14 protein-coding genes are annotated in these 13,244 nt (G+C 52.1%); 6 read left to right on the forward strand and 8 right to left on the reverse strand.

All coding sequences use genetic code 11. The features are described 5' to 3' along the window. Positions 1-117: 117 nt before the first annotated feature. Genes ACOTY9_RS08010 through pabC form a run of 5 tightly spaced genes read right to left on the reverse strand, consistent with a single transcriptional unit; the run spans position 118 to position 4,388 of the window. Positions 118-912, reverse strand: coding sequence for a metal-dependent hydrolase (locus ACOTY9_RS08010; RefSeq protein WP_023332705.1), 795 nt, complete (start codon positions 910-912; stop codon positions 118-120). 10 nt (positions 913-922) lie between these two features. After that, positions 923-1,927, reverse strand: a complete 1,005-nt coding sequence (gene holB / locus ACOTY9_RS08015) for a DNA polymerase III subunit delta' (RefSeq protein ID WP_348565630.1) — start codon at positions 1,925-1,927, stop codon at positions 923-925. Then, positions 1,924-2,565, reverse strand: a complete 642-nt coding sequence (tmk, locus tag ACOTY9_RS08020; RefSeq protein WP_014883388.1) for a dTMP kinase — start codon at positions 2,563-2,565, stop codon at positions 1,924-1,926. Before tmk ends, holB begins: the two co-directional genes overlap by 4 nt. Then, a complete protein-coding gene (yceG, locus tag ACOTY9_RS08025; RefSeq protein WP_023332704.1) occupies positions 2,555-3,577 on the reverse strand; it encodes a cell division protein YceG in 1,023 nt (340 codons plus the stop codon). The genes tmk and yceG overlap by 11 nt, the downstream gene beginning before the upstream one ends. Position 3,578: 1 nt before the next feature. Next, a complete protein-coding gene (gene pabC, locus ACOTY9_RS08030) occupies positions 3,579-4,388 on the reverse strand; it encodes an aminodeoxychorismate lyase (RefSeq protein ID WP_014883386.1) in 810 nt (269 codons plus the stop codon). Positions 4,389-4,780: 392 nt separating this feature from the next. Between pabC and ACOTY9_RS08035 the strand changes: the two genes are divergently transcribed. The 6 genes from ACOTY9_RS08035 to ACOTY9_RS08060 all read left to right on the forward strand — a co-directional run bounded on the left by ACOTY9_RS08035 (position 4,781) and on the right by ACOTY9_RS08060 (position 10,716). Further along, complete coding sequence (locus ACOTY9_RS08035; RefSeq protein WP_014883385.1) at positions 4,781-5,320, forward strand: fimbrial protein; 540 nt, start codon at positions 4,781-4,783, stop codon at positions 5,318-5,320. A gap of 78 nt (positions 5,321-5,398) precedes the next feature. Then, on the forward strand, positions 5,399-6,070 hold the full coding sequence (locus tag ACOTY9_RS08040; protein WP_348565631.1) for a molecular chaperone: 672 nt from the start codon (positions 5,399-5,401) through the stop codon (positions 6,068-6,070). A 38-nt stretch (positions 6,071-6,108) separates the two neighbouring features. Further along, the gene (locus ACOTY9_RS08045; RefSeq protein WP_058689756.1) at positions 6,109-8,652 is read left to right on the forward strand and encodes a fimbria/pilus outer membrane usher protein; all 2,544 of its coding nucleotides are present in this window, start codon (positions 6,109-6,111) and stop codon (positions 8,650-8,652) included. Further along, entirely contained in the window at positions 8,643-9,644 is a 1,002-nt protein-coding gene (locus tag ACOTY9_RS08050; protein ID WP_023338248.1) for a fimbrial protein, read from the forward strand. Before ACOTY9_RS08045 ends, ACOTY9_RS08050 begins: the two co-directional genes overlap by 10 nt. Before the next feature lie 16 nt (positions 9,645-9,660). Continuing rightward, positions 9,661-10,188 carry a fimbrial protein gene (locus ACOTY9_RS08055; protein WP_023332699.1) on the forward strand — a complete coding sequence of 176 codons (528 nt, stop codon included), beginning with the start codon at positions 9,661-9,663 and terminating at the stop codon, positions 10,186-10,188. Positions 10,189-10,194: 6 nt separating this feature from the next. Then, positions 10,195-10,716: a fimbrial protein gene (locus tag ACOTY9_RS08060; RefSeq protein WP_032636988.1), complete on the forward strand. Its 522-nt coding sequence runs from the start codon at positions 10,195-10,197 to the stop codon at positions 10,714-10,716. A 62-nt stretch (positions 10,717-10,778) separates the two neighbouring features. On the opposite strand, the gene fabF is transcribed toward ACOTY9_RS08060, so the two are convergent. The 3 genes from fabF to fabG form a co-directional block, all read right to left on the reverse strand. After that, a complete protein-coding gene (gene fabF / locus ACOTY9_RS08065) occupies positions 10,779-12,020 on the reverse strand; it encodes a beta-ketoacyl-ACP synthase II (RefSeq protein ID WP_014883379.1) in 1,242 nt (413 codons plus the stop codon). 91 nt (positions 12,021-12,111) lie between these two features. Continuing rightward, on the reverse strand, positions 12,112-12,348 hold the full coding sequence (gene acpP, locus ACOTY9_RS08070; protein WP_003857954.1) for an acyl carrier protein: 237 nt from the start codon (positions 12,346-12,348) through the stop codon (positions 12,112-12,114). A 154-nt stretch (positions 12,349-12,502) separates the two neighbouring features. Further along, positions 12,503-13,237, reverse strand: coding sequence for a 3-oxoacyl-ACP reductase FabG (gene fabG, locus ACOTY9_RS08075; RefSeq protein ID WP_008500795.1), 735 nt, complete (start codon positions 13,235-13,237; stop codon positions 12,503-12,505). Positions 13,238-13,244 lie beyond the last annotated feature (7 nt).

A 13,244-nucleotide genomic window follows, 5' to 3' on the forward strand; every position in this document is an offset into this window, starting at 1 on the left:
CAGTTATTTACAAAAAGCATGTCTGGATGTGTCTAAATACATCCTCACCGCCCCAAATGAGGCGGTGAACTTTACTCGTTTTGTTTATTAATTACGAGCCTAAAAAAAACAGGTGTATCAGACAGATTGCAGGCGGGCGGGGTCGATATGGAACAGCGCAGAGAAGTTTTCCGTCGTGACGCGGGCCAGCTCTTCGATGCTGACGCCTTTAAGCACGGCCATGTATTCCGCAACGTCTCGCGTCATGGCTGGCTGGTTCTCTTTCCCGCGATGCGGTACCGGTGCCAGATACGGAGAGTCTGTTTCTACCAGAATGCGGTCGAGCGGAACATAACGCGCAGCATCACGCAGCTGCTCTGCATTACGGAACGTCACGATCCCGGAAAACGAAATATAAAACCCTAGATCAAGCAGTTTACCCGCCGTTTCTCTGTCTTCTGTGAAACAGTGTAGTACGCCACCGCAATCCGTCACCTTTTCTTCCTGGAGGATCGCCAGCGTATCGGCGCGTGCATCACGGGTATGCACGATGACCGGTTTGTTCAGCTCGCGGCCAATGCGGATATGGTTGCGGAAGGATTCCTGCTGGCGCGGTTTCGTTTCCGGCGTGTAAAAATAGTCCAGCCCGGTTTCACCCATCGCCACGACGCCCTCTTCCGCAGCCAGTCGGCGTAACTCATCAACATCGTACGCTTCATCCTGGTTCAGCGGATGCACGCCGCAGGAGAACACCACGTTATCGCGAACGCCCACCAGCTCACGCATGGCGCGGTACCCCGGCAATGTCGTCGCCACGGCAAGACAAAATTTCACATCGCGGGCAGCGGCTTTTGCCAGCACGTCATCCACGTCATTGTGAAGGGATTGATAATCCAGGCCATCAAGATGGCAGTGTGAGTCGACTAAAAACATAATGTCTCTCTCAGAGATGGGAAACAGGCGGCGTAACGCCTGGTTGCAGGTAATGTTCAATACGCAGTAACTGGTCGGTCAGTAACAGCTCGCGATTAAGACCCGTTACGGTTAAAAGCTGTTCCCGGCTTTCGCAGATATCATGAAGGATAGCGTGCAAGGACGTTCCTGAAAGGCGGCTCGCCAGCAGGTTCACCAGTGGCCACGCGTCCAGGTTTGTCAGTAGCATTGCCCGCTGCTGGAGCTTTAGCGCATCCAAAAGTAAGGACGCCAGCCAGTGCAAACGCTCAACGGCCCGATCGCTATTCAGTACAGGCAGCAAGCTCAACCAGTCCTGGCTGTTGAGCGAAGCCTCGACGGCCTTACAGAGCGTTTCTCGCTGCGACCAGACGTCGGGTTGCAGTAATGCCAGCGCCGCTGCGGGCGCGCCGCTGCTCAGGCGAAGCGCAGAGAGCGCACTTTCCTGTGACGTTGTCACCTCGCGTTCTAGCCAGCTCAAGGACCATGATTCCTGGGGCACCGCAAGGTGATGAAGACGACAGCGGCTGCGCAACGTTGCCAGCAATCGGCCCGGATCGCGGCATGAGAGGAAGAACCATGTTTTCTCCGGCGGCTCTTCCAGCGTTTTGAGCAGCGCGTTAGCCGCCGCCTCGGTCAGTAACGCAGCGTCGTTGAGCCAGACGACTTTCGCCCCGCCCAGCCGCGCATGTTCGTACAGTTTTTCACTGACTTCACGCACGGCATCAATACCGAGCGCGCTTTTGCCCTTCTCAGGCGCCAGCGTGTAATAGTCAGGATGCGTGCCCGCCTGCATCAGCTGGCAGCCACGGCATTTCCCGCAGCTTTTGTGCCCTTCAGGCTGCTGGCACATCAGGAAACGGGTAATGGCGTAAATTAGCGCATCATCCCCCATCCCCGGCAATGCCTGAATCAGTAACGCATGATGCCCCCGACCGGCCTGATAGCTGTTGATCAGCTGTTCAAAGTGCGGGCGCAACCATGGATACCATTTCATGCCTGCTGCTCCTGTAGCCACTGCGTAACGGTCTGCTGGATGTCTTGCGTGACGTCTTCCAGCGATTGCGTCGCATCGATGGTACGAATTGAGCTGTCCTGCGCGGCCAGCTCAAGATAGCGTGCGCGGGTGCGGTTAAAGAAATCAAAGGACTCTTGTTCAATGCGATCCAGCTCGCCGCGCGCGCGGGCGCGTTTGAGGCCCACTTCCGGAGTGACATCCAGATAGAGCGTCAGGTCCGGGCGAAAATCACCCAGTACGGCATTACGCAGCGTTGCCAGCATTGTCTGGTCAATACCGCGTCCCCCGCCCTGGTACGCCTGAGTGGACAGATCGTGACGGTCGCCGATCACCCACTTGCCATCGGCCAGAGCGGGTTTTATCACTGTCTCAACCAGCTGGACGCGGGCCGCATAGAACATCAGCACTTCGGCTTTGTCAGTGATAACTTCGTCGCCAACAGATTTGATATCCAGCACCAGGCTGCGCAGTTTCTCAGCCAGCTGAGTGCCGCCTGGCTCTCGGGTGAAGACCATGTCAGTGACGCCAAGCGCGTTCAGCGTTTCCACCACTACGTCGCGAGCGGTGGTTTTCCCCGCGCCTTCGAGTCCCTCAATGACGATGTATTTACTGCGCATTTTTTTCCTTAAGTGCCTTCAGATAGTCCTGAACAGAGCGATTATGACTGACAAGGTTGGTGTTAAAGGTGTGCCCCCCTTTTCCGTCAGCCACAAAATAGAGATACGGTGTTTTGGCCGGATGCGCGGCGGCTTTAAGCGACGCCTCGCTCGGCGTTGCAATCGGGCCCGGCGGCAGGCCGTTAATGACGTAGGTATTATACGCCGTTGGCGTCTCGAGATCTTTCCTCGAAATCTTTCCGCTGTAGCGCTCGCCCATGCCGTAAATAACGGTAGGGTCGGTTTGCAGACGCATGCCAATGCGAAGACGGTTGATAAATACCGACGCAACCCGATCGCGCTCGGCAGCAACGGCAGTCTCTTTCTCGATGATCGAAGCCATGGTCACGAACTGGTTTTGGTCTTTATAGGGCAGCCCTTCCATACGCCCTTCCCAGGCCGAATCGACTGCCGCGACCATCTTTTTGTGCGCCCGTTTAAGAATCGCGACATCCGTCGTGCCCGCGGTGTACATCCAGGTGTCCGGCCAGAACCAACCTTCCACCCACTCAGGATGCTCAAATTTCAGCACCCCGGCGACCGTCTCGTAACGATCATCTTTCAGAGTGTGCTTGATATAGGGCGCATCACGCAGCTGTTTCAGGTAATCGCTCAGTCGCATCCCTTCGACAAAACGCAGCGGGAACTGCGCTTCTTTGCCACTTTCCAGCAGCTGCAGCATCTCCCTGACGGTCATGCCGGGCGTAAAACGATAGGTACCGGCCTTGAAGTGAGACAGTTCCGGCTCGATACGCAGTAACCACTGGAACACGCGCGGGCGGTTGATGATTTTATCGCTGTAAAGCTGTTCGCCCAGCGCCATCCGCCCGGTACCGGCTTTAAGGGTAAAAATCGTCTCGTCTTTAATGAGGATCTTACTGTCCGCCAGCTGGAAAACTTTCCATACACCGACGCCGGCGGCAGCGCCGAGGACAACCAACAGTAACAGAACAAGGCGTAACAGTTTCATCATGCTAATCGGACGACTCACAAATTGGGGCTAAATAGTGGTAAAGTTCGCGCGCGGGCCACTCTCGCTCTGCGTAGCGCTGTACGGGGACAACCGGCATTAGCGCGTTACAGATAAGCACTTCATCAGCCTGCGCGAGCGCCGTTAGCGGCGCATTCACTTCGACAACGCGATACGCGGTCAGTGCCAGTTGGGCGATAATAAACTGCCGCATAATGCCGTTTACGCCCGCCTGATCGAGGCGTGGGGTAAAGACATCCTGCCCACAGCGCCAGAACAGATTTGCGGCACAGCATTCCGTAAGCCACCCATCGCTGTCAAGGACAAGGGCTTCATCGGCATCCGTCTGCTCAAGATGAGAACGAATCAGCACCTGCTCAAGGCGGTTGAGGTGCTTCATTCCTGCAAGATAAGGGTTGCGACCCAAGGGGATCGGGCTGAGAGCAAGCGTTACGCCGGTTTCTTTCCAGCGTGCGTAATGCGTAGGATATTCAGAAACGCTCAGGATGCGCACCGGTTGCTGACAGCCTGCGGGGCTATAGCCGCGACCGCCAGCTCCACGCGTGATAACGACCTTTAACACGCCGTCACCCTGTTTTTGCGCCATATCCCGCATTTCCGCAGCAAGGGTTTCCCATGCATCAAACGGGATAGCCAACCTTGTGCAGGCCGTCTGCAAACGTGTCAGATGGTGGCTGAAAAGTGAAACAACGCCGCCGCTAATTCGAGCAGTGGTAAAACAACCATCCCCAAACTGAACGCTACGATCGTTCACATCTAACTTTTTTTGTAACTCACCATTAATTAGATACATTCACCCTCCATATAAATACCTGACTAGGGTGGCAGGTGAAAGAGGATATCGCAAGTCTGTTATCTTCGAATAAATGTAAAAAAGCACAGGAAGGTTGGGTGCGCCTACGCCTGTATACATGAGAGAAATGCTATTCATCTATTAATGAATAAATGAAATATTATTCACGGAGAGGATTATTAAAGTTAAATTAAAAACACTCATTAGATATAGTTTATAGTTCATATTTTAGCACATAGATATAATCCCCCATGTGAATACCCAAGTGCGCAAGATGGTTTTAAAAACACAAGACAATGTTTCTTGCTGAAAACTATCGAGCATCATCACATCGTGTGCCATGAGTACTCACCTGTGTTTTATATCAATCACACTCTTCAAGGACATTATCAATGAAAGGAAAAGTAGCGGCTGTTGCCTTAATCACTACACTCGGAATGGTTTCTGCCGCGCAGGCCGATGATGGACAGGTAAATTTCACCGGTAATATCATCGAGCAAGGTTGTAAAATTGACACCACCATGACCGCACCGCAGACCGTCAAGTTAGGTGATATCGCTAAAACTGCTCTGCCAGAGGCTGGTTCCGTTGCCGCGAATACTCGCTTTACTCTGAAACTGTCTGAGTGCCCGGCAGACCTGAAAGGCAAAGCTGTTGTTGTGAAATACACCGGCAAACCAGACGCCACTAATAATGACTATCTGGAAGTCACCGGCGCAGGCACCACTGGCGTTGCCAAAGGCGTTGCTATTCAGTTGCTGAACGGCGACGGCACCGCGTTACCGCTGGCAACCGCATCTAAAGCAGCGACCATCGATGCGACTGCTGGCACCGCTACCATGAATTTCAGCGCACAGTATATCGCAACTGCCGCTACCGTTGAGGCGGGTTCCGCTAACGGTACCGCTAACTTTACGCTGGCATACAATTAATCATAGCGCGATAAATTTCCGCCTTAGGCTATAAGCAATGCCGGGGCTTCCCGGCATTGTTATTTTGAGGTTAACCAGATGAAATTAGTGAATTCATTAATCGCCGCTGCATTTGTTTTTTCAATGGCAACAGCGCAAGCGGGTGTTATTATTGGAGGCACTCGCATTATATACCATGCAGACAAAAAAGAATCTTCCCTGGACGTCAAAAACCCAGACCCATACTCCTATTTAATTCAGTCATGGGTTGATAAAGATGAAAACGACACCAGTAAAACACCGTTTATCGTCACGCCGCCCCTGTTCCGCTTAGCTGGCAATGAAGAAAACAAACTGCGTATTATTAATACGGGCGGGAATCTGCCACAGGATCGTGAGTCACTGTTCTGGATGAACATTAAAACCATTCCGGCAACAGAAAAGTTAGACAACGTAAATACCCTACAGATTGCGATTAAGACACGTATCAAAATCATTTATCGCCCCGCATCGCTTACTGAGATGCCGGAAAAGTTTGCCAGCAAGCTTAGCTGGAAACGCAGCGATCAACAGCTTACGGTCAGTAACCCAACCCCCTATTACATGAACTTCAGCGAAGTCAAAGTCGGTGCCAGTACGGTTACGGATGCGACATACGTTGCGCCCATGTCCAGCGCGACCTTCAGTCTTCCGGCAAATGCCAAAGGCAATATTCGCTGGAAAATTATCAGTGACTTCGGCGCAGCTGGCGCGGAACACCAGACGCAGTAATCACTCATTAGATACTCGGACTCCGAAAGGATCACGGAATGATCAGAGCTAAAAAAAATAAGATCTCGCCAACCAGGCTGGCCTGCTTCATCGCATTGCAGTGTACGTTCTCGTTGTCGCACCCTGCCTGTGCCCGGGAATATTTTAACCCCGCGCTACTGGGTATTGACGGTCCAGGTAAAGACATTTCTGACCTGAGTGCCTTTGAAGAAGGTGTTGGCCAAATGCCGGGTACTTATCGCGTTGACGTGCTGGTCAATCAGACATTGACTGGCACACATGACATTGAATTTAGCATGCAAAAGGACAGTCACGGCCAGACATCATTGCAACCGTGCATAAGCATGGAGATGCTACGTGACTTTGGCGTCCGAACCGAGCAATTTCCGCAACTGACCGGAGAGAACCATTGCGCAAACCTGGCCGCTATTCCCAACGCTGCTACTCAGTTCGTCTTCAATAAACAGCAACTTTTGTTGAGCATCCCTCAGGCGGCGATGAATAACCAGGCGCGTGGATATGTTGCTCCAGAACGCCTGGATGAAGGCATCAATGCGCTGCTGCTTAATTACAGCTTTACAGGCGGCAACACCCAGGCTCGTCACTCTGATATGACCGATTCAGACAGCTATTACCTGAACCTGCGCCCAGGGCTAAATATCGGCCCATGGCGCGTTCGTAACTACAGCACCTGGTCACGCAATACCAGCGGCGACAATACCCAGAATAACTGGGATTCGGCATATACCTACGCTCAGCGAAATATTATCGCGCTCAAAAGTCAGCTGACGCTTGGCGAAAGCAACTCCCCTTCCGATCTGTTTGACAGCGTGCCTTTCCGGGGTGCGCAACTGGCCTCCGATGACGACATGCTGCCTGACAGCCTGCGCGGCTACGCACCGGTGGTTCGCGGAATTGCCCGGACCAACGCCCAGGTCATCATTAAACAAAACGGCTACACCATTTACCAAAGCTATGTGTCGCCGGGGGCATTTGAGATCACTGACATGTATCCCACGGGCAGTAGCGGCGATCTGGACGTGACTATTAAAGAAGCTGACGGCAGCGAACAGCACCAGTTGGTCCCCTTCGCCTCACTGCCGGTTCTACAGCGTGAAGGTCGTTTAAAGTACAGCCTGACCAGCGGTCAGTACCGTCCTTACGACAGCGCCGTCGATAAAACATTCTTTACTCAGGGCTCGGCCATCTACGGCCTGCCAGCAGGATTTACCGCCTACGGCGGCGGACAGCTATCGCAACATTATCAGTCGCTACTTGTGGGGATCGGTAAAAACTTTGGTGGGCTGGGAGCCGTATCCGTCGATGGCACGCAGGCCTGGTCAACCCAACAGGATCAGGAAAAAGCGATCGGCCAGTCAATGCGGGTTCGTTACAGTAAAAACATTCTCGAAACGGGGACCAATATCGCCATTTCGGGTTATCGCTACTCAACTTCAGGCTATTACACCCTGCAGGAAGTACTCGACACCTGGCGGGACAGTAACTGGCAGGACAATACCGAACGCCGGCGTAATCGTGCCGAGATATTGCTTAACCAGAATCTCTGGGAAGGCGCGGGGTCCATCTCGTTGAACGCCATCAGCGAGGATTACTGGAACAGCGACCGAACAATGCGCTCAATCGGCGCGGGTTACAGCAACAGCTGGAACGGCATCACCTGGAGCCTGAACTACAGCTTTAACCGTAACACTACTGATGCCCGCGACAGCGACACCGTTTACAGCGAGGACCAGGTGTTCTCAATGAGTATCAGCGTGCCGCTGGATCGCTGGCTCAGCAGCAGTCGCGCCACCTACAACCTCAATACCAGTAAACATGGCAGCACCAGCCATACGGTCGGGCTGAATGGCACCGCGCTGCAAGATCAGAACCTCAACTGGAGCGTGCAGGAAAGCGAGACGAACCACGATGGGGGTAACGGCGGTAGCGCCAGCCTGGACTACCAGGGTACCTATGCCAGAATGAACAGCGCCTACAGTTACGACCACGATCAGCGCCGGGTAAATTATGGTATCAGCGGCGGTGTGGTTGCGCATGCAAATGGCATTACGCTGAGTCAGGAATTAGGTGAGACCGTCGCTCTGGTTGAAGCGCCGGGAGCAAGCGGTGTTGATATCACTAACCAGACGGGCGTCAGCACCGATTTCCGCGGCTATACCGTTGTGCCGTTTATCAGCCCATACCGTGAAAACACGCTGTCGCTGAATACCGAACAACTGCCGGATGATGCCGACGTTGAGCTTTCTGCGAAAACGGTTACGCCAACCCGAGGGGCTATTGTCCGGGCACATTTTGACACACGTGTGGGTAAACGCGTTTTGATGACGTTAACCCGTCGTGACGGGCGCCCTGTTCCGTTTGGTGCAATCGTGACTGACGACAAGAACGCAAAAACCACCTCGATTGTCGGTGATGGTGGACAGGTTTATCTGGCTGGTATGTCACTTCAGGGAAGTGCAACCGTTAAATGGGGTGCAAATAAGCAGTGTCATACCCGCTGGCAATTACCAGAGAGCACATCATCAAGCGCAATTGTAGAGGTCAACGCATCATGTCGTTAAATAAAATGCTTAAAAAATGGCTAACCCCTGTTATTTTTATTCCATGTGGTCTGTCAGGCATAAATTGCGCCTACGCAAATTATATTGAAGTTCAATCTTTCCATGTCATGCACCATGGATTTTCTACATTATCTATACCGAATGTCGTGGGCGGCACGACAGACTGGTATGATAATGATTCCATTTATACCGAGACTATCCCCGGCGAAGGAAAAAACTCCTATATTGATTTGTCTGTTAACGGACAATTACTTGCCGACAATGTGACCTGGGCAACAAGCAATCCAGGTATTGGTATTCAATATCAGGTCCATGTTTCATCTGTACCGGGATATTCACCGCAAGATAATCCCACAGCTCCCAATTACCGCATCAATCTGCCAATTGTCGATGGTAGCGCGCGTGACGGTTACTACCATGTATGGTATCGCCTGGTCAGATTAAGTGAAAAAATACCAGCAGGTACTATTATTTCTGTCCCCGACGTAACCATGAACGTACATAACCCTGATGGTGATGGTGTTGCGTTAGATTCGGGCCTGATTCTGTCCGGCGTAGTCAGTCAGCCAATTATAACTGCCTGTACTATTAACGCACCAAAGGAAATAAAATTATCCCCACTGTATGGCGCAAGCCTGGCAAGTGGCGCATCAAACATTACCGACGTACCTAAAGTTGAGTTGAAAAACTGCCCTGGCGCGATTAATGGGATCACCTATAACTTATTCGCGGTATACGGCGCACACAATGCCAATAATGGGGTATTAAATACGGTCACTGGCGATGGTTACGCCAGCAATGTCTATATTCAGGTACAGAACGCCGATGGTTCTGCACATAAGATCAACAGTGAGATCAATCTGGGCCTTTATGACGGCTCAGGCGATTACACCCTGCCCGATTTTAAGGTCGCTTATTATATTGATGACGCTGCAACCGTTACTGCTGGCAATGTGAAATCGGCCATTGAACTTAAAGTAACCTACAACTAATACATAAGGAATGAAAATGAATATCGCGAATGGAAAAAAAATAGCGATTCTGGCAACGCTCTGCGGAGGTCTGTTTTCTGGCGCGTGTTCAGCCAACTCGGTCAATATTGACATTACAGGCACGGTTGTTGCCTCACCCTGTGTGGTCAATGGAGATAGCCCCTCGCTGGCGGTAAAATTAGGTGACAATATACAGGCTGATAGTCTGGCCACTGCCGGAAGTGCAACAAACTGGACTAACTTTACGCTTGCATTAACAAACTGCCCTGCTTCAACGTCCAGCTTTAGCGTTACTTTTGGCGGTACAGCGGATACCGATACTAACTATTATAAAAATACCGGAACGGCCACTAACCTGAAGCTGGAGTTGACCGACGAAACGACTAACACGGCTTACAAGAGTGGCGCCACGTTGCAAAATGTCGCCATCAGCAGCAGTACGCACGCCTATGATTTGAAAATGCGCGCCCGAGCCGTTTCCAACGGCAACGTGATGCCAGGCACCATTATCGGCCAGGCACAGGCCACCTTTACCTATCAGTAATGCAGGATGGGGATGATGATAGAACGGGTAAAATCTACTCTCGCATGCCTGGTGTTTGCACTTTGTAGCTCCGCGCAAGCAACCACTATCGATCTGAGCGGCACGGTCGTGGCGTCTGCCTGTACCGTGGATGCGGGATCCAAAAATCAGACAGTAAGGTTCGATCAAGCACGAGCGGTAAACTTTAGTCGCGTTGGGGCAACCGGAGAATGGCAGGATTTTTCACTCACGCTTTCATCCTGCCCCAGCTCAACGACACGTGTTAAGGCTACCTTGACCGGCGATTCAGACAGTGACGATCAGACAAAATTTGCTAATAGCAGCGGGGATGCAACAGGCATGGCGATGCAGATCATGACCCGCGATCATCTCACCGAGATCTCACCCGCGGGCTCGATTACCGTCGATGTAGACAGAACAACGCACAATGCGCAGTTTCCTCTCGCGGCCCGCCTCTATACCCCTACGGGAACCGTCACGGCAGGCGAATTTAACACCACCGTCCAGTTCACTTTCACCTATCAGTAACAAAAATGTGAACTAAAAAAAACGGAGCGCTATGCGCTCCGTTTTTTATGGGCAAGAAACCATTACACGCGTTTGAAAATCAGCGAGCCATTGGTACCGCCGAAGCCGAAGGAGTTACACAGGGTGTACTCCATACCGCTAACCTGACGCGCTTCGTGAGGCACGAAGTCCAGATCGCAACCTTCATCCGGGTTATCCAGGTTGATGGTTGGTGGAACCGCCTGATCGCGCAGCGCAAGGATAGAGTAGATTGACTCTACTGCACCCGCCGCACCCAACAGGTGACCGGTCATGGATTTTGTGGAGCTGACCAGTACGCGGCTGGCAGACTCGCCGAAGATAGACTTAACAGCCTGAGCTTCCGCTTTATCGCCTGCAGGTGTAGAGGTACCGTGCGCGTTAACGTAGCCAATCTGAGCTGGCGTAATGCCCGCATCACGGATCGCGTTTTCCATTGCCAGCGCAGCACCTGCGCCATTCTCCGGAGGAGACGTCATGTGATAAGCATCGCTACTCATACCAAAGCCAACGACTTCAGCATAAATTTTCGCGCCGCGTTTTTTCGCGTGTTCGTACTCTTCCAGCACGAGCATGCCCGCACCGTCACCCAGTACGAAACCGTCACGGTCTTTATCCCACGGACGGCTTGCCGCCTGAGGATTATCGTTACGGGTAGAGAGCGCACGCGCTGCACCAAAACCACCGACACCCAGAGGGGTACTGGCTTTTTCTGCACCACCCGCAACCATAGCATCTGCATCGCCGTACGCAATCATGCGCGCGGCCTGGCCGATGTTATGTACGCCAGACGTACAAGCAGTCGCGATTGAAATGCTTGGACCACGCAGGCCAAACATGATGGTCAGGTGACCCGCCACCATATTAACAATCGTGGACGGAACGAAGAACGGGCTGATTTTACGCGGGCCGCCATTCATCAGGGATGTATGGTTTTCCTCGATCAGGCCAAGACCGCCAATCCCGGAGCCGATAGCGGCACCGATACGGGTTGCGTTCTCTTCCGTAATTTCAAGGCCAGAATCCTGCATGGCCTGAACGCCAGCGACAATTCCATATTGAATGAAGGCATCCATCTTGCGCTGTTCTTTGCGCGAGATGATCTCTTCACAGTTAAAATCCTTTACTAAGCCAGCAAATTTCGTTGCATAGGCGCTAGTATCGAAATGGTCGATTAGGCTGATGCCGCTCTGACCGGCAAGGAGAGCTTTCCAGGTGGACTCTACGGTATTGCCGACAGGAGACAACATGCCAAGTCCGGTCACAACTACACGACGCTTAGACACGTTTGTCCTCCAGGGAGGGATAAAAAAAGAGATTCGTGGGACTAAAAAAGATAAAACTCAGGCGGTCGAATGACCGCCTGGAGATGTTCACTTACGCCTGGTGGCCGTTGATGTAATCAATGGCAGCCTGAACGGTGGTGATCTTCTCAGCTTCTTCGTCCGGAATCTCAGTATCAAACTCTTCTTCCAGAGCCATTACCAGCTCAACGGTGTCAAGAGAATCTGCGCCCAGGTCTTCAACGAAGGAAGCGGAGTTCACAACTTCTTCCTGCTTAACGCCCAGCTGTTCGCCGATAATTTTCTTAACGCGTTCTTCGATAGTGCTCATACTCTTAAATTTCCTATCAAAACTCGCTTTCGCGATGGTTTTCGTAGTGTATAAAATGTTGAAAAATTTGCAACTAAATCCCGGCAGGTCTTACCACGATTTTACGTTATTTTGAGGCCATTTGCCCTAATAACGCAAATATTTTCGATCGTGATTAAACCATGTACATCCCGCCGTTGACGTGGAGGGTTTCACCAGTGATGTAACCCGCTTCGTCAGAGGCTAAAAATGCAACCGCACTGGCGATTTCTTTAGGGTCGCCAAGACGACCCGCCGGAACTGCTGCCAGTGTACCCGCACGCTGCTCATCGGTCAGCGCACGCGTCATGTCCGTTTCAATAAAGCCCGGAGCAACAACGTTTACAGTAATCCCGCGGGACGCGACTTCACGCGCCAGCGACTTACTGAAACCAATCAGACCCGCTTTCGCCGCAGCGTAGTTAGCCTGACCAGCATTTCCCATGGTACCAACCACAGAACCAACAGTGATAATACGACCATGACGCTTTTTCATCATAGCGCGCATTACCGCTTTTGACAGACGGAATACAGATGACAGGTTGGTTTCGATAATATCGTTCCACTCATCATCTTTCATTCGCATCAGAAGGTTGTCGCGAGTGATCCCGGCATTGTTTACCAGAATATCCACTTCGCCAAACTCTGCACGAATATTTTCCAGAACAGATTCGATAGATGCAGGTTCGGTCACATTCAGTACCAGACCTTTACCGTTTGCACCCAGATATTCGCTGATGGCCTGAGCGCCATTCTCGCTGGTTGCTGTACCAATCACTTTCGCGCCGCGCGCAACCAGTGTTTCAGCAATTGCGCGCCCGATACCACGGCTTGCGCCAGTGACCAGGGCAATTTTTCCTTCAAAACTCATGGTATTC

This window comes from Enterobacter cloacae complex sp. SHL012, assembly GCF_049237505.1.
GTDB classification, from domain to species: Bacteria; Pseudomonadota; Gammaproteobacteria; order Enterobacterales; family Enterobacteriaceae; genus Enterobacter; species Enterobacter kobei.

Coding starts and splice junctions, on each gene's coding strand:
- acpP (WP_003857954.1), bottom strand. CDS start 12,348: ATGAGCACTATCGAAGAACGCGTTAAGAAAATTATCGGCGAACAGCTG.
- ACOTY9_RS08055 (WP_023332699.1), top strand. CDS start 9,661: ATGAATATCGCGAATGGAAAAAAAATAGCGATTCTGGCAACGCTCTGC.
- tmk (WP_014883388.1), bottom strand. CDS start 2,565: ATGCGCAGTAAATACATCGTCATTGAGGGACTCGAAGGCGCGGGGAAA.
- fabG (WP_008500795.1), bottom strand. CDS start 13,237: ATGAGTTTTGAAGGAAAAATTGCCCTGGTCACTGGCGCAAGCCGTGGT.
- ACOTY9_RS08040 (WP_348565631.1), top strand. CDS start 5,399: ATGAAATTAGTGAATTCATTAATCGCCGCTGCATTTGTTTTTTCAATG.
- yceG (WP_023332704.1), bottom strand. CDS start 3,577: ATGATGAAACTGTTACGCCTTGTTCTGTTACTGTTGGTTGTCCTCGGC.
- holB (WP_348565630.1), bottom strand. CDS start 1,927: ATGAAATGGTATCCATGGTTGCGCCCGCACTTTGAACAGCTGATCAAC.
- ACOTY9_RS08010 (WP_023332705.1), bottom strand. CDS start 912: ATGTTTTTAGTCGACTCACACTGCCATCTTGATGGCCTGGATTATCAA.
- pabC (WP_014883386.1), bottom strand. CDS start 4,388: ATGTATCTAATTAATGGTGAGTTACAAAAAAAGTTAGATGTGAACGAT.
- ACOTY9_RS08045 (WP_058689756.1), top strand. CDS start 6,109: ATGATCAGAGCTAAAAAAAATAAGATCTCGCCAACCAGGCTGGCCTGC.
- ACOTY9_RS08050 (WP_023338248.1), top strand. CDS start 8,643: ATGTCGTTAAATAAAATGCTTAAAAAATGGCTAACCCCTGTTATTTTT.
- ACOTY9_RS08035 (WP_014883385.1), top strand. CDS start 4,781: ATGAAAGGAAAAGTAGCGGCTGTTGCCTTAATCACTACACTCGGAATG.
- ACOTY9_RS08060 (WP_032636988.1), top strand. CDS start 10,195: ATGGGGATGATGATAGAACGGGTAAAATCTACTCTCGCATGCCTGGTG.